The sequence below is a fragment of the Pontibacter sp. HJ8 genome (assembly GCF_054824225.1).
The window spans coordinates 1-22,704 of record NZ_JSYF01000238.1; the positions used below are offsets into that span (position 1 = coordinate 1).

The window sequence follows — 22,704 nt, forward strand, 5'->3', positions numbered from 1 at the left end:
AAGTCTATACCTGCCCTTGCTGGTTTCAATGGCGGTGAATCCTGTACGGAAACGTCTCTGATCAACACAAATGCTGCCGCGTGTACCATGAGCGTTGTCCGCCGTAAAAACGATCGGGCTTAGCGTATAGCCGGATTGGTCAGATGATCAGGCAAGCGGTTGCGCCTGCCGCTCAGGTATAGCGCAGCTGATTGCGTAGAAGGGAACAGGAAACAACTTGTTGAGAGGGAAACCGTTTGGCGGCTATACCTATGAAAAACAATCGCGCACAGGTATAGGCAGCAGCTATAATTTCTGAAATTTTCAGGGTATGATGCCAGTGCTTTTGCAGCGCCGGGCTTTTCATGCACCTGCGTTATCTTTGGTAATCGGGAAATGACTGCTGGGTATAGCAATCCAAACTGCCTTCTCCATAAAATGGACAAGGGGCAGTTTTGGTTGCTTGTAGTGGCAGGTATGCCAGGCTGAGGGTGTATCCCTGGATAGGAGGTTCAGCCGGAATCAAATCATAGGCCGCACATCCCTTTCCTTTAAGCCCTGCTGTTAACGATGTCGTGTTGCCAGGTTGATGGAATAGAGTATGCGTCGTATGCTTTTTGACAGAAATGGGAATTAACAGACAGGAAAGCTAAGTTGAAAACTAAGCGAGCTTCACATTGACCGCATTCGGTCCTTTGTGGCCCATTTCAACTTCAAAGGTTACTTTGTCGTTTTCCTTGATCTTGTCTACCAGGCCATTCTGGTGAACAAATACGCGTTCCTGGGTTACGTGGTCCTGAATGAAACCGTACCCTTTTGAGTCGTTGAAGAAAGCTACCGTGCCTTTTCTGATCAGGTCAGCCGGGTCAACATCTTCCTGCTTCGAAACACCAATCTTGATGTCTTCCTGCTTGATGACTTTCTTGTTCTTCGGATCCGGAGGAGTAGAGGTGATGTTTCCATTGTCATCTACATAGGCCAGCATTTCGTCCAGGCCTTTTCCTTTGTCAGAATTGGCAATCCGGTCTTCTTTCTTCTGCTCTTTATCCTGTCTTTTCTTTAGTTTTTTCTTTTCTTTTTCTTTTTTACTAAAGGTTTCTTGTGATCTACCCATATGTTATTTATGCTCTTTTGTATTTTTTGATGTTTTCAGACTGAACTGACGGCTTAGTACCTGAAAAGGAAGTTGGTGCCGTTGCGTATCCACTTCTCGAAGAAGGAGTTGTCGTTGTATTCACCTGACACTAATTCGAAGTCAGGGTTGTCCTTGTTAGAACGTGAATTCATGAATTCTGGTAGTGAATCCTGATTGTTGGGGGTCCATTCCTGTCCTTTTTGTAAGGCTACACACAGGTATTCGCGGGTGGTGGTATCTACTAAATATTTCCTATTCATCTTGATGGGTTAAGGTTTCTTCTTAAACAAAAAACTGAGGCAGCTGGTTCTGATAAAGGAAAGGAGCCTCTCTCCCGTGAGCACATTAAAAAAAAGCCTTACTCAACGTAAGGCTTTCCTGAGATGGCTTGTATGTCTAAACTAAGCACGCTTTACATTCACTGCGTTTAGTCCTTTTCTTCCTTCTTGCAGGTCAAATGTTACTTTGTCATTTTCCTGGATCTCATGCACCAGACCAGATACGTGTACGAAGTACTCCTGATCTGAATTGTCTTCTTTGATAAACCCGAACCCTTTCAGGTCATTAAAGAATTTTACTGTTCCGTTATTCATTATTGTGATGTTTAATTATACACTTACTACATCTATAGAAGTGTATAGGTTCATAAATTTTCTACAATATACGACGAAAAATTGACAATTAGGCACTGAAATGCCGGAGAGGGTTATAATTTGTTATTCCGGCACCCCTGCATACCCCACTGGCGCATCTGAAAATGCTGTATAAATCGAGTGAGATACTGCCCGGAAAGGACGGCAATTGAGCACCGGAATACCGGCTACACGTCCCGAAAACTGCTCAGAAAGCTGCAGGGGGCTGATTATTGTATTTTATAATTTTCAGGACCAAGCCGGTGTCCTACCTGGAATTTTAGATATTTCGAAGATGAGAGCAGAGAAGGCGTGAGGTGCAAAAAAAATAAAAAAAAATTTGATGTATAAAAAAAACTCTCTACATTGCCCATCGAAATGAAAGCACAACAGAAATTTTATACCTTCTTTTACTTTACTTTTCCCTTGGGGGACTAGAGCGGGAAGAGGTATAGACACCATATTCAAGCCCCGCACAACCGGGGCTTTTTTTATTGAATTTCTACAGAGATGACGCAGAATACGAAACATAATTATTACAGCAACTTTGGTTTTAGCTTTTACTTTTTTAGTAAACGCCCGGGGCTGTATTGATTATTCGGTACATAAAATTTAACCAACGCCCCGGGAAATTATCCCGGGGCGTTTTTTTTAATAGCACATGAAGATTGCGATTCAAGGTATAAGAGGGGCGTTCCATGAAGAAGCTGCCCGGATGCACTTCGGCTCTGAGCCGATTGAGATACTGCCCTGCCTCACGTTCAGCGAACTGGCCCTGGCGGTGTCCTCGGGTGTGGCGGATAAAGGCATCATGGCCATCGAGAATACGATCTCGGGAACTATTCAGTCTAATCTGGAGCTGATACGGGAGCAGGGCCTTTGGATCAGCGACGAAGTCGTCATGCGCATCCGCCAGAACCTGGGCAGTGTACCGGGCGCCTCGCTCCAGACCATCCGCAAGGTATACTCGCACTACATGGCCCTAAACCAATGCCGCCCTTTCTTTGAAAACTACCCGGATGTGGAGCTCATCGTTTCCGAGGACACGGCCCTGAGCATCAAGGATGTGGCCTTGGCCGGTTCCGTGGAGCTGGCAGCGATCGGCAGCGCCCTGGCCATGGAACAGTACGGACTGGTGGTACTGGGAGAAGCGATCGAGGCAAGCAAGCAGAACTATACCCGATTCGTGATCGTGTCTGCCCAAAAGCAGCCGGTAGCGGTTTGCAACAAAGCGACAGTAGCTGTCGTGCTGCCACAACAGGCGGAGGCTTTCCCGCAACTGGTATCCCTGCTGCAGGCCCGCCACATTCAGCTCAGCAAGATCGAATCTGCCACCATACCCGGAGTGCCCTGGCAGTACCGCTATTACCTGGACCTGCGCTTTGAGCAGGAAGAGCAGCTGGACGAGCTACTGCAGGCGCTCAGCGCTCACGCCGAATCCCTTACCCTGATGGGAAAATATACAACCGCAAACTCGCAATAAGTCACATTTTATGATCACAGTTTCAACACGCGCCAGCAGCACCGGAACCTACTACTTCTCAAAGAAACTGGCAGAGATCAGCCAGCTGGAAGCACAGGGGCGTACCGTTGTGAATTTAGGTATAGGCAACCCGGATCTGGCACCTGATCCGAAGGTAACCGCAGAGCTGATCCGGTCGGCCGGACAGGCCGAAGCGCATCAGTACCAGTCTTACCGCTGCACGCCGGAGCTGCGGAAGGCGTTCAGTGCCTGGTACCATACCTGGTTTAATGTGCAGCTGGATCACCAGCAGGAAATCCTTCCGCTGATTGGTTCCAAAGAAGGGATCGTGCATTTGTCAATGGCTTTCCTCAATCCGGGGGATGAGGTGCTGGTGCCGGACCCGGGCTACCCGGTGTATGCAAGTGCTGCGGTGCTGGCCGGTGCCAGATCCATCTACTACAACCTCCGGGAAGAAAATAACTGGTTACCCGACCTGGCGGAACTGGAGAAGCTGATCACGCCGGCTACCAAAATGATGTGGCTGAACTTCCCGGGAAACCCGACCGGGGCGGTAGCAGGCAAAGCAGACCTGGAGGCACTGGTCGCTTTTGCCCGCAAGCACCAGATCCTGCTCTGCCACGACAACCCCTACGGGCTGATCCTGAACGAAGAACCGCTGAGCATACTGAGCATACCTGGCGCCAGAGAAGTGGCCGTAGAGCTTAACTCGCTGAGCAAATCCCATAACATGCCGGGCTGGCGCCTGGGCGTACTGGCCGGCAGCGCTCCCTTTGTTGATGCCGTGGCCAAGATGAAAAGTAACGCCGATACAGGCATCTTCCGGCCGATACAGGACGCGGCCACCGTGGCCCTGACAGCCGGAGCAGAGTGGTATACACCCCTGAATAACACCTACCGGGAAAGAAAGCAGCTCGTGTGCCAGGTACTGGATGCGCTGCAATGCACCTACAGCTCCGGCGGTGCAGGCCTCTACATCTGGGCAGCAATACCTGCCACCTGGCAGGACAGCTTTGCCTTCGGCGATTACCTGCTCGACACCTTCGACCTGTTTGTCGCACCGGGCCCGGTCTACGGGCAGAATGGCCACGGCTACGTGCGGGTATCGCTCACGCAGCCTGCCGACATACTGGCCACCCTGCTGGAGCGGATACGGAAGCACGAGCTCTGCAGCACTCCACAAGCATAACAATTGAACAAAGAAATAAAACTCAACTTAGCATACAAAACATCAGAATACCATGGAAAAGATGACAACCTGGCCAACCAATACAAAAGAACAACCCCTGATCATAGCAGGTCCCTGCAGCGCCGAAACAGAAGAACAGGTGATGGCCGTAGCGCACCAGCTCAAGGCAACGGATGTAAGTATTTACAGAGCCGGCATCTGGAAGCCAAGAACGCGTCCGGGATTATTCGAAGGGATTGGTACCCAGGGATTGGTATGGCTGCAGCGGGTGAAGGAAGAAACCGGGTTGCGCGTAGCAACGGAGGTGGCTAACAAAGACCACGTACAGGAGTGCCTCAAACATGGCATCGATGTGTTGTGGATCGGCGCACGCACGACCGCCAATCCGTTCGCCGTACAGGAGATTGCCGATGCGTTGCAGGGAGTGGACATTCCGGTACTGGTAAAAAACCCGGTTAACCCGGATGTGAACCTGTGGCTTGGCGCCATCGAACGCCTGGAAAAAGCAGGTATAAGCAACCCGGGTGCCATTCACCGGGGTATTTCCCCACTCGGAAAATCCATCTACCGCAACAATCCGGAATGGCAGATGCCGCTTGCCCTCAAAGCGCAGCGTCCGGATATCCTGCTCATCAACGATCCCAGTCACATTGCAGGCAACCGTCAGCTCCTGGCAGGTATAGCCGAAACGGCGCTGGGCCTCGACATGGACGGACTCATGATCGAGACGCACATCAACCCGGATGCCGCCTGGAGCGATGCGGCCCAACAGATCACTCCCAAAACGCTGCTGGGTCTGCTGGCGAAACTGAAAGCCAAAAACCAGCCAACCGACACACTGGCCATGGCCGATCTGAACAACATGCGCAGTTCCATCGATTACATAGACGAGCAACTGATCGATCTGCTGAGCTACCGCATGCAGGTGGCTACCGAGATCGGGCAGTACAAAAAACGACACGGTATGGCCATCATGCAGGAAGAAAGATGGGCCGAACTGCTGACCAAGCATGCCAGCCAGGCGGCCAGCCGAAATCTGAACGGAGAGTTCGTGACCCAACTCTTCAACAGCATACACCAGGAGTCCGTGAACTCGCAAAACCAGTTGTCGAGAAAATAAAAAGCATGCAAAGCGCCCTCCTGAAGTGCTGTGTTATCCGACACAAAACTTCAGGAGGGCAGGAAAAACAGGGGAGAACAGTAAAGGGAAAGGTGCCGGTATACCTGTAGAAACGCCGGTTACTTCATGGCTTTGAATTTACGCTTCATCACCTCCTGCACGGGGATGTTCTCTATTTTGCTTTCGAGCCAGGAGATGATGTCCAGGTATAGGAACGGCCTGCGCTCAAACGGATTGGCGGCTATACTTTCGAGTTTATCTTTGAGGGCAATGAACGCGTCTTTGAGTTCGTGGGGTGCAATATCACCCAGTTTGCGCAGGAACCGGAAGATCTCCACCTGCATCTGCTGCTGGTTATTCATCTTGCCCAGGAAGTGGTAGACGGACTTGATCTGGTATTCCAATGCCTCGTCCTCACCGGCTTCGTAGTGGGCGATCAGGTTCAGGATACGGGCAAAGCATTGCAGGTCTTCCCGCAGGCTGAGGTCCTTGAACCGGATGATCTTGTTGAGGTACTCGATTGCTTTGTAGTTGTCTCCGCTGCCAAAGTATAAACTGGCTATCTTGAAGTAGAAGATCAGTTTCCGGTGCGGATCCAGCTGCGCTTTAAAGTACTCCAGCTTATCCAGTATGGCGGGCACAAACTCCAGCCCCTCCGTAAACCGGCCTTCCATAAAGTACAGGTTGATCCGGTTGGTCTCGATGTAGAGAAACAGCAGCATTTCGGTATTGGGACTGCTGCGCCTTTTTTCGTCCGCAGAAAAATCCTCCAGCTGCTGCAATACTTCCTTGAACTTGCTATGGTAGAGCATGTTAAACAAAGCCGCCAGCAGGTTATGCAAGCCTTTGATATAGAGCAGCGCCTGCTTCTCTTTCATGGTCGGATGTTGCTCAAAAAGATCCACCCACTTTTGCGCATACCGGTAAGCGGAGCGGAAGTCCTGCACAATGTAATAATACCAGACATGCGACTGATAAAAGTAGAGCTTCTCAAAAAAGCCGGCATCCCGCAGTTCCACTTCTGGCAGATGCTCCTGGAAGTAGGCCGTAATGCGTTCGTAGTCTTCATCGTTGCGGGCGTGCCCTACTTTGATGTAGAGCCCGTACATGCGAAGTCCCAGGTTGGATAGCCTGTGAATCCGGGTGACCTGTGCAGTGATGCTCATGGCTTCTTCCGACAAAGCATCTGCTCTTCCGGCCAGGCTCCGGGTGATGTACTGGGACTCGATCATCTTTTCGAAATCCAGGGCTTCGAGGGCCGTATGATGCATCTCTGCCTGCTGCGCCTGTGTTTTTACCTTCTCCAGCATTTTCAGGCTCTGTTGGTAGAGGCCCCGGTTATAGAGCACGCGCGCATAGTCCAGTTGCTCGCGCAGCTGTATGTCCATGTTTTGGCTGGCGTGGTAGAGGCGAAGGCTGGACAACACGTTTTTGTAAAGATTGGCCTTCATGTTCGCGAGCTGTGCCTTCTTCAGGGCGGGGGCCAGCTCCAGTACCTTCTCCTCCTCATACATGCCCAGGTTGTCAAGCGCATCAAACAGCTGCAAAAATTTTAATCCCTCCGTGGCTCCCTGCCGCTTGGCAAAAAGACGGAAATGTCTTTTCTCAGATTTGGTCAGGGTTTTTACCAGTTGAAAAACGGGATCGGTAGTTTCGGTAGCCATTGTATTTGAATGTGAAGTAATTTATTGGTTTTCAGGGCGTTATGCTTTGGAATTTCACTATTGGAAATAGTAAGCCTTTCTGAAAATTGTTTTTGAAGTTGCCCGTTAAGGCCTTAATTGCCCTCAAAGTATAGACTTTTTTAGCAATAGAGAAATCAAATTAACTATGTCGGTCCAGAAAATACAAATCTTTGACACCACACTGCGGGACGGCGAGCAGGTACCCGGCTGCAAGCTGAATATGGAGGAGAAGCTAGTGATTGCAAGGCAGTTAGAGCTGTTGGGGGTGGATGTGATAGAGGCTGGATTTCCGGTTTCGAGCCCCGGAGACTTTGAGGCAGTAAAAGCCATTGCCGCTCAGACCAAAGAGATTACGGTTTGTGCACTTTCCAGGGCAGTGGAGGAGGATATACTGCGGGCTGCCGAAGCCCTGAAGGCAGCAGTACGCCCGCGTATCCACACAGGTATAGGTACTTCCGAATCGCACATCGTACACAAGCTGCGCACCACCCAGGACAAAGTACTGGAGCGTGCCGTGGCTGCCGTCAGATTTGCTAAAAAATATGTAGAGGATGTGGAGTTCTATGCCGAAGATGCCGGCCGAACCGACAACGTGTTTCTGGCCAGGGTATGCGAAGCAGCCATAAAGGCCGGAGCCACCGTGCTCAATATACCGGACACAACAGGTTATTGCCTGCCTGAGGAATACGGCGCTAAGATAAAGTACCTCTACGAAAACGTGAAAGGCATCGGGAACGTGATCCTTTCTACTCATTGCCACAATGATCTGGGCCTTGCTACGGCCAATTCCATTGCAGGCGCAGTCAACGGCGCCCGCCAGATCGAGTGTACCATCAACGGCGTGGGAGAGCGCGCGGGCAATACCGCGTTGGAAGAAGTGGTGATGATCATGCGGCAGCACCCCTACCTGAACCTGCAGACCAACATCAACAGCAAACTGCTTACCGAAACTTCGGCCATGGTGTCGCATATGATGCGCATGCCGGTACAACCCAACAAGGCCATTGTGGGCGCAAACGCATTTTCCCACTCCAGTGGCATTCATCAGGATGGCGTGATCAAGCACCGAGAAACCTATGAGATCATCGATCCGCGGGATGTCGGGGGAATGGATTCTTCTATCGTGCTGACGGCGCGATCCGGAAGGGCTGCGCTGGCTTTCCGCCTGCAGAAGATCGGTTACAATTTCGACAAAACTACGTTGGATAAAGCATACGAATCTTTCCTGCAGGTGGCAGACCGTGCCAAAGAAGTGCATGACAAGGATCTGCATGTGTTGGTAGAAAAGGAAAACCTGTTAGTGGAGAATTAGGATGAAGAGGACCTTATTTGATAAGATATGGGATGCCCACGTGGTGCGTTCCATCGCAGGTGGCCTGGACGTGTTTTACATCGACAAGCACCTGATACATGAAGTGACCAGTCCGCAGGCTTTTGACGAGCTGGAGGCGCGCCAGTTGCCGCTCTACAGTCCGTCACAGATCGTCGCCACCGCAGACCACAACGTGCCTACCCGGAACCAGCACCTGCCCATACAGGATCAGCTGTCACGCCATCAGGTAGATAAACTGACCGCTAACTGTGAAAAGTATGGCGTAGAACTTTTTGGCCTGGGCCACCCCAACCAGGGCATTGTGCACGTGATCGGACCCGAGCTGGGGATGACGCAGCCCGGTATGACAATCGTGTGCGGCGATAGCCATACCTCCACGCACGGCGCCTTCGGAGCCATTGCCTTTGGGATCGGCACCAGCCAGGTGACCCAGGTCATGGCGACGCAGTGTTTACTGCTCAGCCGTCCTAAGAAAATGCGAATCACGCTCGATGGAGAGCTGCGAAAAGGCGTATTGGCCAAAGATCTGATCCTCTACGTGATCGCCCAGCTGGGAACCGGCGGGGCGACCGGTTATTTTGTAGAGTATGCCGGCAGCGCCATCCGCTCCCTGAGTATGGAAGGCCGCATGACGGTGTGCAACATGAGCATCGAGATGGGAGCCCGTGGCGGCATGATCGCTCCGGACGAGACCACCTATACCTACCTGAAAGGGCGGCCGTATGCGCCGCAGGAAGAGCAATGGGAGCAGGCGCTGGCCTACTGGAACACCCTGTATACCGAAGAAGGAGCCACGTTTGACGCCGAATACCAGTTCGATGCAGCCGCCATCACCCCGATGATCACCTATGGCACCAACCCCGGTATGGGCATTGCCATCAATGCTGCTATACCTACAGACGTTCCGGCCAGTGAGACCGCCAGCTTCGACAAATCGTTGCAGTACATGGGTTTTGTGCCCGGCGAATCCCTGCTCGGCAAAGAAGTGAATTATGTGTTTATCGGCAGCTGCACCAACTCGCGCATCGAAGACCTGCGCCTTGTAGCGGAGTATGTGAAAGGGAAACAGAAAGCCAGCCATGTGGAGGCCATCATTGTGCCGGGTTCGAAGCAGGTGGAGTTGCAGGCGCGCCAGGAAGGCCTGGACAAGCTGCTGGCCGATGCAGGCTTTGAGCTCCGTGAACCGGGCTGCAGTGCCTGCCTGGCCATGAACGAAGACAAAATTCCGGCCGGTGCTTATTGTGTTTCGACTTCCAACCGGAATTTCGAAGGACGCCAGGGACCGGGTTCCCGCACGCTGCTGGCCAGCCCCCTGGTAGCGGCGATCACGGCAGTGGAAGGCAGGATCGTGGACATAACCCAATACCTCAACTAATGGAGAAGTTTGAAATCATCCGGACAGGAGCTGTTCCCCTGCCGATTGAAAATATCGATACCGACCAGATTATACCTGCCCGCTTTCTGAAAGCTACTTCCAGGGAAGGCTTTGGTGAGAACCTTTTCAGGGATTGGCGCTACAACGGCAGCGGCGAACTCAAAACCGATTTTGCGCTGAACAACAGCCGCTACAGTGGGCAGGTACTTCTGGCCGGAAAAAATTTTGGCTGCGGCTCCAGCCGTGAACACGCCGCCTGGGCCATCTACGATGCCGGTTTCCGTGTTGTGATCTCCAGCTATTTCGCTGACATTTTCCGGGGTAACGCCCTCAACAACGGTCTGCTGCCCTTGCAGGTATCGGACGAAGTACTGCAGGAGTTGTTTGCCCTGGTGGATGCCGATCCGCAGACGGTGTTTGAAGTGAACCTGCCCGAGCAGGAACTTTTCCTCCCGGCGAGCGGAAAACGTATACCCTTTGAGATCGATCCTTATAAGAAAGAGTGCCTGATCAAAGGCTATGATGACATTGATTTTTTAGTGAGCCAGAAAGAGGCGATAGAAGCATACGAAAGTACAAGAGCATGGAGATATTAAATAAGAAGATCGTTGTACTGCCCGGTGACGGCATCGGGCCCGAGGTCTGTGATGAAACCATCAAGGTATTGGAGGCAGTAGCAGAAAGATTTGGCCACCGCTTTACCTTTGAGAGCCACCTGATGGGTGCCTGCGCCATAGACGCTACAGGCAGCCCGCTGCCCGAGGAAACACTGGAAGCCTGTTATTACGCCGATGCGGTATTGCTGGGCGCTATCGGTGATCCGAAGTATGACAATAATCCTGCAGCCAAAGTACGGCCGGAGCAGGGCCTGCTGCAGCTGCGCAAGTCGCTGGGGCTGTTTGCCAATATCCGCCCGGTTACCGCTTACGACGTATTGCTCGATCACTCCCCCTTAAAGAACGAACGCATTGCCGGAGCGGACATGCTCATCTTCCGGGAACTGACAGGCGGCATCTACTTCGGGGACAAAGGCCGTACGGCAGATGAGGCGTACGATCACTGTACCTACAACCGCGAAGAAATCACCCGCATTGCCCATCTTGCCTTCCAGGCTTCTGAAAACAGACGCAACAAGCTTACGTTGGTCGATAAAGCCAACGTACTCGAAACTTCCCGGCTGTGGCGGGAGGTGGTACAGGGCCTGTCTGCGCAATACCCGACGGTAGCAGTAGACTACCTGTTTGTGGACAATGCCGCCATGCAGCTGATCCTCAATCCGCGCCAGTTTGACGTGATGCTCACCGAGAACATGTTCGGGGATATCCTTTCGGATGAGGCTTCTGTGATTGCCGGTTCGCTTGGTTTACTGCCATCGGCCTCCGTCGGAAATATCGTGTCACTGTTTGAGCCGATCCATGGATCTTACCCGCAGGCAAAAGGCAAAGGTATAGCCAACCCGATCGCAGCGATCTTGTCGGGCGCCATGTTGCTGGAGCACTTTGGCCTACAAACGGAAGCTGACGCCGTGAAAGAAGCTGTGCAGAATGCCTTGAAAAACAGGGTGCTGACGCCGGAGCTGAACGCCGATTCCCCCTATACCACCGAGCAGGTAGGAAGCTTTATCGCTTACTGTGTGCTGGAAGGTATGGGCAGCCTGCCCCAACGGAACAACATGGAGGTAGGTTTAAGCACCATTATCTGACCGGATAAGGTTGCTTTGAAAGCCGCTACTTGAAGCAGCGAGGTTCTGTCAGGTATAGTATACTATACCTTGCATGCAAGGCTTTATGAACCCAAATGTTTTTGTAATAATTTAATTTACAGTTGGTTAAAAGTATAAATTTCAAATTTTATTTCAGACAGTGTATGTGTATGATTGAAAAAGCATTACATTTGCCAACATTATATGAAAAAGCAAATCACAGTCATCGTCATTATTAGCCTCGTGGTCATTACACGCGGAATGGAGATGGTTTGCTGAAACTGAAAGCGATATTATAGATATACTTTGGCAGCCGTCTCCCGCAAGAGACGGCTGTTTTTGTTTAGAACACTTTAGGAAATTACGCTACATGTACCCGATAGCTGCAGTCATTCTAGTCATTATTATTCTTATCTCTCAGCCACCGGGTTGAAGAAACGGACTTCTGTTGCCTCAAGAAAGCCTTTCTGACTACCCGGTCGGAAAGGCTTTTTACTTTATAAAACTCTCACCTTAATCATATTAACCAATTCGCTAACCATGTATTTTAACAACAACACGATCGTTTTTCTGGATGGCAACTTTATAAAAGCTGACCAAGCCACTTGTAGCATTTATGCCCAGTCGCTTCACTATGGCTTTGCCGCTTTTGAAGGCATCCGGTCCTATACCACGCCGGCAGGGACGCGTATTTTCAAGGCAAAAGAGCATTACGAGCGTCTGCATTATTCCTGCCAGGCGGTAGGTCTGCCGCTAGCTTATTCGGTAGAGGAGATGACAGACCTCACGTACAGGCTGCTCGAAAAGAACCATTTTACGGATGCCTACATTCGCCCGCTGGTATATGCCGGTGAACCCAATATGGGGATAAAGACACCTGCAACGAGCAATCTGTTCATTGCCGCCTGGGAGTGGGGCAAATACCTCGGAGACCAATGCCTGCGGTTGATGGTCTCACCCTACGAACGGCCTAATCCCAAGTCAGTGCCCATCGAAGCCAAAATATCCGGACACTACCCCAATTCTATCATCGCCAGTTCCGATGCCAAAGCCAAAGGGTACGACGAGGCGCTCCTGCTCGATATGAATGGCTTTGTAGCCGAAGGGCCGGGCTCCAACTTCTTCTTTGAAAAAGGCGGCGAGTTGTATACCGCACCGGCAGGAAGCATTTTGAAAGGGATAACCCGCAGCACCGTTATCGACCTTGCCCGGGAAGCTGGTATCAAAGTACACGAGCGATTCTTCAGACCCGAAGAACTGCAGGAAGCAGAAGGCGCCTTCCTTACCGGCACAGCCGCTGAAGTAATCGGCGTGTCCTCTATAGACAGCCATGTCTTCGAAAAGCCGTTTTCCGACACCATCGGCGCCGCTTTGGCCGCGCAGTATTCAGCGCTGGTGACCGGGCGTTCTGTCACCTCCGTGTTACCGGTTTAGAAAGCTGGATCTGCCTCCGGAATAGCGTTGGTACGCTTTCCGTAATGGGCTGCCAGGTATAGAAAGCAAGTAAAAGCTGGTTGTTTTCTAGACGTAGAAAATGTATATCTTAATTATTAAACAACTGATAATTAATTAGTTAAAGATGTTGTTGCAGCGCTTAGAAATAGTACGTAAGTCTACAAACGCTTTCGGTAGCAGTAGGAAAGGGTAGAAATTGCTTCGCATACGGTGGCGGAAGACGCCCTCCGGAAAGACATTCCTTTAGAAGCACAGAAGTATAGCTGGCGTTTTCAGCCTGCCTTCTGTCACCCTGAAGGCGCTGCAATCTTGACAAGTAGAAAAAATAGTAAGAGAACAATTATGGCACTGAATAAATACAGCCGCATTTATACCCAGGATGATAGCCTCCCCGCATCACAGGCTATGCTGATCGGGGCCGGCCTCTCAGAGGCAGACCTGCGCAAGCCCTTCATCGGTATTTGCTCCACAGGCTTTGACGGCAACACCTGCAACATGCACCTCAACGGCCTGGCTGATGAGGTGAAGCAGGGGGTGAACAAACTAGGTATGGTAGGGCTTCGGTTTAACACGATCGGTGTGAGCGATGGCATCACCAACGGCACCCAGGGGATGAACTACTCCCTGGTATCGCGGGAGATCATTGCCGATTCCATCGAAACCATAACCGGCGCACACAACTACGATGGGCTGGCCTGTGTGGTGGGTTGCGACAAAAACATGCCCGGTTCGCTCATGGCCATGGCTCGCCTCAACAGGCCCTCGCTGATGGTATATGGCGGCACGATAAAAGGGGGCGAGTTCAAAGGGGAAAAGCTAAACATCGTTTCCTGTTTTGAGGCCTACGGAAAGAAGCTCAACGGTCAGCTTTCAGAAGAAGATTACAGAGGGATCATCCGGAATGCCTGTCCGGGACCAGGTGCCTGCGGCGGTATGTATACAGCCAACACCATGGCGTCTGCGGCCGAGGCGCTGGGAATGTCAGTTCCCTTTTCTTCGTCATCGCCGGCTGTCAGCCAGTCCAAAAAGGATGAATGCCTGAGCACAGGTGAGTACATGCTGCGCCTGCTGGAAATGGACCTGAAACCCCGGGACATACTCGTAAGGGAAGCCTTCGAAAATGCCCTGGTGCTGATCACCGTGCTGGGTGGGTCTACCAATGCCGTGCTGCACCTGATCGCCATTGCGCATGCAGCGGGGGTAAAGTTGACGCTCGAAGACTTCCAGGCAGTGAGCAACCGGGTGCCGGTGCTGGCAGACCTAAAGCCGAGCGGCAAATACCTGATGGAAGACCTCTCGGCGCTGGGAGGCGTGCCGGCTGTGATGAAGACACTGCTCAACGAAGGCCTGATCACGGGCGATCTGCTGACAGTATCCGGTAAAACGGTGGCTGAAAACCTGGCCGATGTAAAGCCGCTGGGTGAAGAACAGGACCTGCTTCGGCCCCTGTCCAACCCGATCAAGGCAGATGGTCACATCCAGACCTTGTATGGTAACCTGGCACCAAAAGGTGCTGTTGCCAAAATTTCAGGCAAGGAAGGAATGACCTTTGAGGGTCCGGCGATCGTGTTCAACTCAGAAGAAGAACTCAACCAAGGTATAGCCATGGGCAGGATCGAGGCCGGGCAGGTCGTGGTGATTCGCTATGTAGGCCCCAAAGGTGGACCCGGCATGCCGGAAATGCTGAAACCTACTTCTGCCATTATGGGAGCTGGACTGGGCGACAAAGTAGCCCTGATCACCGATGGTCGTTTCTCGGGCGGCACGCACGGCTTTGTGATCGGGCACGTCTGTCCCGAAGCGTATGACGGCGGCACGCTGGCCCTGGTCGAAGACGGCGACTGGATCACACTGGATGCCAACACCAATACGATCCATCTGCAAGTGGAGGACGCGCTGCTGAGCCTCCGCCGCGACAAGTGGGAGCGGCCAGCCCAAAAAGTGGGCAAAGGCGTGTTGCTCAAGTATATACGCACTGTGAGCGATGCCAGTAACGGATGTATAACCGATTTAGAAGAAGCCCATGTTAACGAAAGAGAAACCAGCCCCCATAGTGCCTGATCAGGCAAAAACAGTGTCAGGAGCCGAAGCTGTTATCCTTTCCCTGCTGGCTGAGGGTACAGAAACGATCTTTGGCTATCCGGGCGGCGCCATCATGCCGGTATACGATGCCCTGTATGATTATACCGACAAGCTGAACCATGTGCTGGTGCGCCACGAGCAGGGAGGCATCCATGCCGGCCAGGGCTATGCGCGCTCATCGGGCAAGGTAGGGGTGGTGTTTGCCACCAGCGGTCCCGGTGCCACGAACCTGGTAACCGGACTGGCCGATGCACAGATCGACAGCACGCCGCTTGTTTGCATCACCGGGCAGGTGTATGCGCACCTGTTGGGCACGGACGCTTTTCAGGAGACTGATATTCTCAACATCACCACCCCGGTAACCAAATGGAACTACCAGGTGACGGATGCAAGCGAAATTCCGGATGTGATGGCGAAAGCTTTCTACATTGCCCGAAGTGGCCGTCCGGGACCTGTGCTGATCGATATCACGAAAAACGCCCAACTGCAAGCTTTCGAGTTTACCGGTTATCAGCCCTGCAAACATATCCGCAGCTACAGGCCAAAACCCATTGTGCGGCCCGAGTATATCGTGCAGGCAGCCGAACTAATCAATCAGGCAAAAAAACCATTTGTGCTCTGGGGACAGGGCGTGATGCTGGGGACAGCAGAAAGAGAATTCAAGGCTTTTATCGAGAAGAGCGGTATACCTGCAGCCTGGACCATCATGGGCGCGGGCGTACTGCCAACTGACCACCCGCAGAATGTGGGCATGCTGGGCATGCACGGCAACTATGGCCCTAACGTGCTCACCAATGAATGTGATGTGCTGATTGCCATCGGCATGCGCTTCGACGACCGCGTAACCGGGCGCCTGGACAAATATGCCAAACAAGCCAAAGTGATTCACCTGGACATTGACCCGACCGAGATCGGCAAGAACGTGCCGGTAACAGTGCCTGTCTGGGGTGATTGCAAAGAAACACTGCCCCAATTGACTAAGCTGGTAGAAGCCAAAGTTCACCGGGAGTGGCTCGGGCAATTCCGCCAGTATAGCGACAAGGAAATTGATGTCGTGATACGGGAGGAGCTTTTTCCTACTTCCGGGGAGCTAACCATGGGCGAGGTGGTGCAGCAGCTGAACGAGCTGACTGCCGGCAACGCCATCGTGGTGACGGATGTAGGGCAGCACCAGATGGTGGCCTGCCGCTATGCCAAACTCAACCATACCCGCAGCAACATCACCAGTGGTGGCCTGGGCACAATGGGCTTTGCTTTACCGGCTGCCATCGGCGCCAAGTTCGGCGCACCCGACAGAACCGTAGTAGCAGTGATCGGTGACGGTGGTTTCCAGATGACCTTGCAGGAACTGGGCACCATCATGCAGAGCGGAGTGGATTTAAAGATCCTGATCCTCAACAACCGGTTTCTGGGCATGGTACGGCAGTGGCAGGAACTCTTCCACGAGCGCCGCTACTCCTTTGTAGACATCGCCAGTCCGGACTTTGTGAAAGTTGCCGGCGGCTACGGCATCAGCGGCAGAAGCGTTAGCGAACGCGAGGAACTAAGGAACGCGCTGCAGGAAATGCTGTCGCATCCAGGTTCTTTCCTGCTGGAGGTAATGGTTACCAAGGAAAATAATGTGTTCCCGATGGTGCCGCAGGGTTGTAGTGTAAGCGAGATCAGGCTGAAATAATAGCAGCATAAACAAGTATAAGTATGCGTAACGAGAACCATACCGACAAGCAGGAGTTTAACATCACGGTATACACCGAAAACCATATCGGGCTCCTGACCCGCGTTGCCATCATCTTCTCCCGAAGAAAGATCAACGTGGAAAGCCTTAACACTTCGCCTTCGGAAATTGAAGGCATTCACCGCTTCAACATCGTGATCACAGAGACGGCAGAAGTGGTGCGCAAGATTGCCGGGCAGATCGAAAAGCAGGTGGGTGTGCTGAAAGTATACTTCAACACCAACCAGGACGTGATCTGGCAGGAAATGGCGCTCTACAAAGTGCCTACCGATGTGATTGCCGAGCGCGCCGTAGTGGAGCGTCTGCTCAGGGAGAACGGTGCCCGCGCCGTGGTGATCCGGAAAGACTATACGGTGTTCGAAACCACCGGCCAGCGCGAGGAAACAGACAAGCTGATCAAGGTGCTTGAACCTTATGGCCTCATTGAGTTTGTGCGCAGCGCCCGCATCGCCATCATCAAGGCCAGCGACGGCTTCCACCGGAAACTGCAGGAGTTCGAGGAAAGCGAACCCCACGACGAGGTAGTGGAGAACGAGTACCTGAGCAGCGGCGAGAAAGTCTTCACCATGTAGTTTTTCAGTATCAATTATCAAGACACAAGTATCAAGACACAAATTTTAGTCTGAGCGAAGGGTAAGTATAAATCTTAGTTGAAATACCCAAAGTCTTACGTCATGTGTCTTGCGTCCTGTGTCCCAAAAAGAAATCAAATCAACCAACCTTAAAACAAATCAAACAATGGCAACTATCAAATTCGGAGGAGTAGACGAAACTGTAATAACACGCGAAGAATTCCCGTTGGCAAAAGCGCGGGAGGTACTGCAAAATGAAGTGATCGCTGTGATCGGTTATGGCGTGCAGGGCCCGGGACAGGCGTTAAACCTGCGTGACAACGGCTTCAACGTGATCGTAGGACAGCGGAAGGATTCTGCTTCCTGGCAAAAGGCACTGGCGGACGGCTGGGTAGAGGGCGAAACGCTCTTTACGATAGAAGAAGCGGCAGAGCGTGGCACCATCATCGCCAACCTGCTCTCAGACGCCGGGCAGATCGCCGTATGGCCTACCCTCAAAGAAAGACTTACAGCCGGTAAAGCCCTGTATTTCTCCCACGGTTTTGGCATCACATTCCATGAGCATACCAGCATCGTACCGCCTGCTGATGTTGACGTTATCCTGGCGGCACCCAAAGGAAGCGGTACCAGTCTGCGCCGGCTATACCTGCAGGGCGGCGGCCTGAATTCTTCTTTTGCTGTGTATCAGGATGCAACAGGCAAGGCTTACGAAAAAGCTATCGCCATGGGCATCGGTATTGGTTCCGGCTACCTGTTCGAGACCGACTTCCGGAAAGAAGTATACAGTGACCTGACCGGCGAGCGGGGCGTTCTGATGGGGGCACTGGCCGGCATCATCGAGGCGCAATACCAGGTGCTGCGTCAGCGCGGGCACTCACCTTCCGAAGCGTTCAATGAAACAGTAGAAGAACTGACCCAGAGCTTAGTGCCCCTGGTAGGCGAAAATGGCATGGACTGGATGTTCTCCAACTGCTCGGTAACCGCGCAGCGAGGAGCCCTCGACTGGAAAGGCAAATTCAGAGAAGCAACTCTTCCTGTACTCAACGATCTCTACGACAGCGTGGCTTCGGGCACTGAAGCCAAGCGTACGATACAGCGCGGTTCTACACCAGGTTACCGCCAGGAACTCGAAGCCGAGCTGCAGGAACTGCGCGAATCAGAATTATGGCAAACGGGAGCCAAGGTAAGAGAACTACGCTCCCTAAGTAAATAAGACGAAGTGGAGAAAGAAATAACAGATACTAAATTCCTGGTTTCGCTGCAGCAGGTGGAGCAGGCTTCACAAAGATTAAGGGGCGTTATCACTAAAACGCCCCTTTTACAAAACCTTTGGTTGTCGCAGAATTATGGGGCAAACATCTACCTGAAGCGGGAAGACCTACAGGTGGTTCGTTCCTACAAGATCCGGGGTGCTTATAACAAGATGGCTACGCTGCCGCTCTCCCAGCGTGAAGGAGAGATCGTTTGCTCCAGCGCCGGGAATCACGCGCAGGGTGTGGCTTACGCCTGTCAGCTTCTGGGCATCAAAGGGTATATTTTCATGCCCGCTGCCACGCCGGCTCAAAAAGTAAACAAGGTGCGGCTCTTTGGGAAAGACAAGGTAGAGATCGTACTCACAGGGGCAACTTATGATGATACGTTTCAGGCAGCCAAGGAATTTTGCGACAGCCGGGGCAGCACCTTCATTGCTCCTTTCGATGATCTGGCTGTCATAGAGGGGCAGGCCACCGTAGGTATGGAAGTCCTGAGGGATGTCTCGTTTCAGATCGATTACCTGTTCATGCCTATCGGCGGGGGAGGGCTGGCTTCGGGGCTTTCGAGCGTGTTCAAGCAGCTGAGCCCGCAGACCAGGTTGGTGGGGGTGCAACCCTTAGGAGCTCCTTCTATGTACCGATCCATACGAGAGAAGCAGCGCCTGACGCTGGACACGATCGACAGCTTTGTGGATGGCGCTGCCGTGAAATGCCCCGGTGAGCTGAACTTTGCCATCTGCAGGGAATTGCTGGATGATATCGTGCTGGTACCCGAAGGCCAGGTATGCGAAGACATCCTGAAGATGTACAACGAAGAAGGCGTGGTGCTGGAGCCGGCCGGTACGCTGAGCATTTCAGCACTTAAGTCCTATGCCGATCAGATAGCTGGCAAAAATGTGGTCTGTATCATCAGTGGCAGCAACAACGATATCACCCGCATGGAGGATATCAAGGAGCGCGCCATGCGTCACCAAGGGTTGAAACACTATTTCATGGTCACCTTCAACCAGCAACCGGGCGCCCTGAGAACATTCGTTAACAAGGTGCTGCATCCGGAGGATGACATCATCCATTTCCAGTACATCAAGAAGAACAACAAAGAAAAAGGGCCTGTTTTTGTAGGGATTGAAGTAAAGGCGCCGCACGATGTGGAAGCGATCAAATCGCGGATGCAGGCCGAAGGCTTCGGCTTCGAGTACCTGAACGGGAAGCAGGACTTCCTGAGCCTGCTTGTATAAGGGTTAAGCGGAAAGTGCTATACCTTCTGGCCACAGCCAGAGCACAAGCAGCCCGCCCAGGAGCACAATGCCAAACAATAAGGCCACTTTGCCCAACAGGGGCTTGTTGCCCATAAAGCCCACCAGGGCAGCTTTGAAGGCAATGTTGGAAAGCGCGGCAACCAGTATGATGCGCCAGCCACTGGCAGGAGAAAGATTGCCGACATGCATCAGCCGCGAGGTCGACAGGGTGATGGCATCCACATCCGTAAGGCCGGAAATAACAGCGACAATGAAGAGTCCACTGCTGCCCAGGTAGTCTTTAGCGAAAGCGGTAGCTAGTATTACGACTGCATAGATGGCGCCGAACACCAGGGCGGTTTTCAGCTGGGCCGGATTCTCCTGCTCCGGCATCTGGTCACCTTCTTCTTTGTTGGTAAAGTAGGCCACCAGCCCCGTCACACACATCAGCCCGATGACGGCCAGCAGGGGCGGAGCTACTTCGGAAAGCGTGGCTGGAGCTACGATAGCCACCTCGGCCAGTATCCTGAGGAAGGCTACTGTCGAGGCGATGAAGATGACCAGAGCCGCCAGGTTGGTGCTTCCCTGGGCCTGCCTGGAGCGGCGGGCATAGCTGACGGTGGTAGCCGTGCTGGATATCAGTCCGCCGAGCACACCGCCCAGGAAAGTGCCGGCTTTGCTGCCAAAAAATTTGTATACAAAATAACCCAGCAATCCGATGCCTACGATCAGCACCACCATCAGCCAGATGTTGTGGGGGTTGAGTACCTGGTAGGGGCCATACGCTTTGTCGGGCAATACCGGCAGTATTACCAGCGATATCACCACAAACTGCATAATGGCCGTCAGGTCTTTTTGCCCGATGCGGGCGACAAAGTCGTGAAGGGTTTCTTTCAGATGGAGAAGTACGGCGACTATTGCCCCTACTGCCACGGCTACCGTCGTGTTGCCCAGCACCAGGTAAGCACCTACCACATACATCAGCAGCAGGGCCGCTTCGGTGGTCTGGCCTACATCTACTTCCGGGTCGTGCCGCTTCATCAGGTTGGCAACCACAACGATTGCGGCCGTAGCAAGCATACCTGCCCCGAGTAACCAGCCGCCAAACTCCTGCGCCAGCAATGCTGATAAGGTACCAAAAAGTGTAATGAGCGGAAAGGTGCGGATGCCGGCAATACGGGTATTCTGGTGCTGGCGCTGCAAGCCCACCAATAGCCCAAGTCCGAGTGAAATGGCAAGTGTCTGGAAAAGGTCCTGCTCCATAAGTGCAACAACGCACCTGGTGGTGCCGGTCTAAGATACAGCCTTAAAGTATAAAAGTATAGCCATGGCTATACTTTTATACTTTAATATTACTGTTGGTGCAAGACGGATAAAGCCCTGATTGATTTTAGAAGTTCAGCACGCCGGCTATTTCTTTCAGGGATACCTCGGCCAGTTTGGCCTGGTACTGAGCGGTACTGAAGCGAACGGTTGCATTCACAAAGTTCTGCTGAGCATCGCGGAACTCGATCGGAGCAATGCTGCCTAGGCGGTACTTCTCCAGTGTAATCTCCAGGTTTTGCTTGGCAATCTGCTGGTTCTTTTCTTCCAGTTTTACCAGCGAAAGGCTCGTCAGGTAAGTCTGATGGGCAATTGCCAACTGCGCGTTCAGGTTCTGGGTAAGCCGTTCGTAATCCAGTTCGGCACTCTTGATGGAGATGGCTGCGTTTTGTTCGTTGCGGCGTTGCAGAAATCCATTAAAAACATTAACCGAGGCCGATACGCCATAATTCAAGCCATCATTGGTAGATAATGTCGAAAAGCCAAGTGCTGACTCAGCCCGTCTAAAGTTATAGCCTGTATTGACGCTAAGCGTAGGCATTCGATTAGCTTTTACCTGTTTCAGATCGAGTTCGGCTACCCGCTTGTTGATGACAGCCGCCTGTAGCGAAGGGTTCTGCTGCAGGGCCTTCGCAGATAAATCAGCAATAGCCAGTTGCTCATCGATCGTAATGCCATCCACCACCCTGAAGCGCAGGTTCACATCGCGGCCCAGCAGCTCATTCAACAGCGTTTGGGTGTTCAGGTATAGCTCCTGCTGACGCAGCATGCTGGTGGTGTCGGTGTTAAAATCCACCTGCGCATTCAGTACTTCCAGGCGGGCCGCTTTCCCGATCTCGAACCGGTTCTGAGCCGTTTGTACCCGTAGGCGGGAGATGTTCATGGTGGTATCAAGCGCCTGCAGCTGCTGTTGCTGCTGCACCAGGTTGTAGTAGGTGCTGATGACATCTCCTACGCGGCCAAGTACAGTTTGCTGCAGGTTAGCTTCGCCCAGTTTCTGGAGCTCTTTTAGCTGGTCATACCGGGCAAACATCCCAAAACCGTCGAACACGGTCCAGTTCAGACTTACGCCGTAGTTCAGGTTAGAGCCTTTAGCCCAGTTACGCTCTACTACAGTGCCGTTTTCACGGTTTTGGAAGCTGTTTTCGATGGTATTGCTCTGGGTAAGATTACCAGTAACTGAAGGCAGCATGCCGGCATTGGCACGGTTCACGTTGTTTACATTTATCTCCAGGTCGTTGGCGACCAGTTTGATATCGAAATTTTTTTCCAGCGCAATCTTAACAGCATCTTCAAGTGTCAGGACGTCCTGAGCTTTGGCCTCGCTTACCGAAAGTATACACGAAAGAACCAACGCATACAGGACAGCAAATTTATACTTCATATAAGTAGCAGGATGAATTTGATCGGTTA

General features: G+C 52.4%; 19 protein-coding genes. 13 read left to right on the forward strand and 6 right to left on the reverse strand.

Going from position 1 to position 22,704, the window contains the following annotated elements; genetic code table 11:
- Positions 1 to 640: 640 nt before the first annotated feature.
- The 3 genes from OB13_RS11150 to OB13_RS11160 form a co-directional block, all read right to left on the reverse strand.
- A complete protein-coding gene (locus tag OB13_RS11150) occupies positions 641 to 1,093 on the reverse strand; it encodes a cold-shock protein (RefSeq protein ID WP_461490244.1) in 453 nt (150 codons plus the stop codon).
- Between the two features lie 53 nt (positions 1,094 to 1,146).
- A complete protein-coding gene (locus tag OB13_RS11155) occupies positions 1,147 to 1,374 on the reverse strand; it encodes a hypothetical protein (RefSeq protein ID WP_461490245.1) in 228 nt (75 codons plus the stop codon).
- A gap of 141 nt (positions 1,375 to 1,515) precedes the next feature.
- The gene (locus OB13_RS11160; protein WP_191182998.1) at positions 1,516 to 1,707 is read right to left on the reverse strand and encodes a cold-shock protein; all 192 of its coding nucleotides are present in this window, start codon (positions 1,705 to 1,707) and stop codon (positions 1,516 to 1,518) included.
- Positions 1,708 to 2,407: 700 nt separating this feature from the next.
- Here OB13_RS11160 and OB13_RS11165 point away from each other — a divergent pair.
- From OB13_RS11165 to OB13_RS11175, 3 genes are read left to right on the forward strand one after another with little or no spacing between them, the layout of a single operon-like run.
- On the forward strand, positions 2,408 to 3,229 hold the full coding sequence (locus OB13_RS11165) for a prephenate dehydratase (protein ID WP_461490246.1): 822 nt from the start codon (positions 2,408 to 2,410) through the stop codon (positions 3,227 to 3,229).
- Positions 3,230 to 3,239: 10 nt separating this feature from the next.
- A complete protein-coding gene (locus OB13_RS11170; RefSeq protein ID WP_461490247.1) occupies positions 3,240 to 4,418 on the forward strand; it encodes a pyridoxal phosphate-dependent aminotransferase in 1,179 nt (392 codons plus the stop codon).
- Between the two features lie 52 nt (positions 4,419 to 4,470).
- On the forward strand, positions 4,471 to 5,538 hold the full coding sequence (locus OB13_RS11175) for a bifunctional 3-deoxy-7-phosphoheptulonate synthase/chorismate mutase type II (RefSeq protein WP_461490248.1): 1,068 nt from the start codon (positions 4,471 to 4,473) through the stop codon (positions 5,536 to 5,538).
- A 119-nt stretch (positions 5,539 to 5,657) separates the two neighbouring features.
- Here OB13_RS11175 and OB13_RS11180 read toward each other — a convergent pair whose 3' ends face one another.
- Positions 5,658 to 7,202 carry a hypothetical protein gene (locus tag OB13_RS11180; protein ID WP_461490249.1) on the reverse strand — a complete coding sequence of 515 codons (1,545 nt, stop codon included), beginning with the start codon at positions 7,200 to 7,202 and terminating at the stop codon, positions 5,658 to 5,660.
- A 166-nt stretch (positions 7,203 to 7,368) separates the two neighbouring features.
- Here OB13_RS11180 and OB13_RS11185 point away from each other — a divergent pair, with 166 nt between their 5' ends.
- From OB13_RS11185 to ilvA, 10 genes are all read left to right on the forward strand, one after another.
- Complete coding sequence (locus tag OB13_RS11185; RefSeq protein ID WP_461490250.1) at positions 7,369 to 8,535, forward strand: 2-isopropylmalate synthase; 1,167 nt, start codon at positions 7,369 to 7,371, stop codon at positions 8,533 to 8,535.
- Between the two features lies 1 nt (position 8,536).
- Positions 8,537 to 9,931: a 3-isopropylmalate dehydratase large subunit gene (gene leuC, locus OB13_RS11190; protein WP_461490251.1), complete on the forward strand. Its 1,395-nt coding sequence runs from the start codon at positions 8,537 to 8,539 to the stop codon at positions 9,929 to 9,931.
- On the forward strand, positions 9,931 to 10,527 hold the full coding sequence (gene leuD / locus OB13_RS11195; protein WP_461490252.1) for a 3-isopropylmalate dehydratase small subunit: 597 nt from the start codon (positions 9,931 to 9,933) through the stop codon (positions 10,525 to 10,527). Before leuC ends, leuD begins: the two co-directional genes overlap by 1 nt.
- Complete coding sequence (leuB, locus tag OB13_RS11200) at positions 10,515 to 11,633, forward strand: 3-isopropylmalate dehydrogenase (protein WP_461490253.1); 1,119 nt, start codon at positions 10,515 to 10,517, stop codon at positions 11,631 to 11,633. The genes leuD and leuB overlap by 13 nt, the downstream gene beginning before the upstream one ends.
- Before the next feature lie 540 nt (positions 11,634 to 12,173).
- Complete coding sequence (locus OB13_RS11205) at positions 12,174 to 13,067, forward strand: branched-chain amino acid transaminase (protein ID WP_461490254.1); 894 nt, start codon at positions 12,174 to 12,176, stop codon at positions 13,065 to 13,067.
- Between the two features lie 363 nt (positions 13,068 to 13,430).
- Positions 13,431 to 15,149 carry a dihydroxy-acid dehydratase gene (gene ilvD / locus OB13_RS11210; RefSeq protein ID WP_461490255.1) on the forward strand — a complete coding sequence of 573 codons (1,719 nt, stop codon included), beginning with the start codon at positions 13,431 to 13,433 and terminating at the stop codon, positions 15,147 to 15,149.
- Positions 15,112 to 16,845, forward strand: coding sequence for a biosynthetic-type acetolactate synthase large subunit (gene ilvB / locus OB13_RS11215; protein WP_461490256.1), 1,734 nt, complete (start codon positions 15,112 to 15,114; stop codon positions 16,843 to 16,845). Before ilvD ends, ilvB begins: the two co-directional genes overlap by 38 nt.
- A gap of 23 nt (positions 16,846 to 16,868) precedes the next feature.
- Positions 16,869 to 17,477: an acetolactate synthase small subunit gene (ilvN, locus tag OB13_RS11220; RefSeq protein ID WP_461490257.1), complete on the forward strand. Its 609-nt coding sequence runs from the start codon at positions 16,869 to 16,871 to the stop codon at positions 17,475 to 17,477.
- 166 nt (positions 17,478 to 17,643) lie between these two features.
- Complete coding sequence (gene ilvC, locus OB13_RS11225; RefSeq protein WP_461490258.1) at positions 17,644 to 18,690, forward strand: ketol-acid reductoisomerase; 1,047 nt, start codon at positions 17,644 to 17,646, stop codon at positions 18,688 to 18,690.
- 6 nt (positions 18,691 to 18,696) lie between these two features.
- A complete protein-coding gene (gene ilvA, locus OB13_RS11230) occupies positions 18,697 to 19,968 on the forward strand; it encodes a threonine ammonia-lyase IlvA (RefSeq protein WP_461490259.1) in 1,272 nt (423 codons plus the stop codon).
- A gap of 3 nt (positions 19,969 to 19,971) precedes the next feature.
- Here the strand turns inward: ilvA and OB13_RS11235 are convergent, their stop codons facing one another.
- Positions 19,972 to 21,231, reverse strand: a complete 1,260-nt coding sequence (locus tag OB13_RS11235) for an MgtC/SapB family protein (protein ID WP_461490260.1) — start codon at positions 21,229 to 21,231, stop codon at positions 19,972 to 19,974.
- Between the two features lie 127 nt (positions 21,232 to 21,358).
- Positions 21,359 to 22,675, reverse strand: a complete 1,317-nt coding sequence (locus tag OB13_RS11240; protein WP_461490261.1) for a TolC family protein — start codon at positions 22,673 to 22,675, stop codon at positions 21,359 to 21,361.
- Positions 22,676 to 22,704 lie beyond the last annotated feature (29 nt).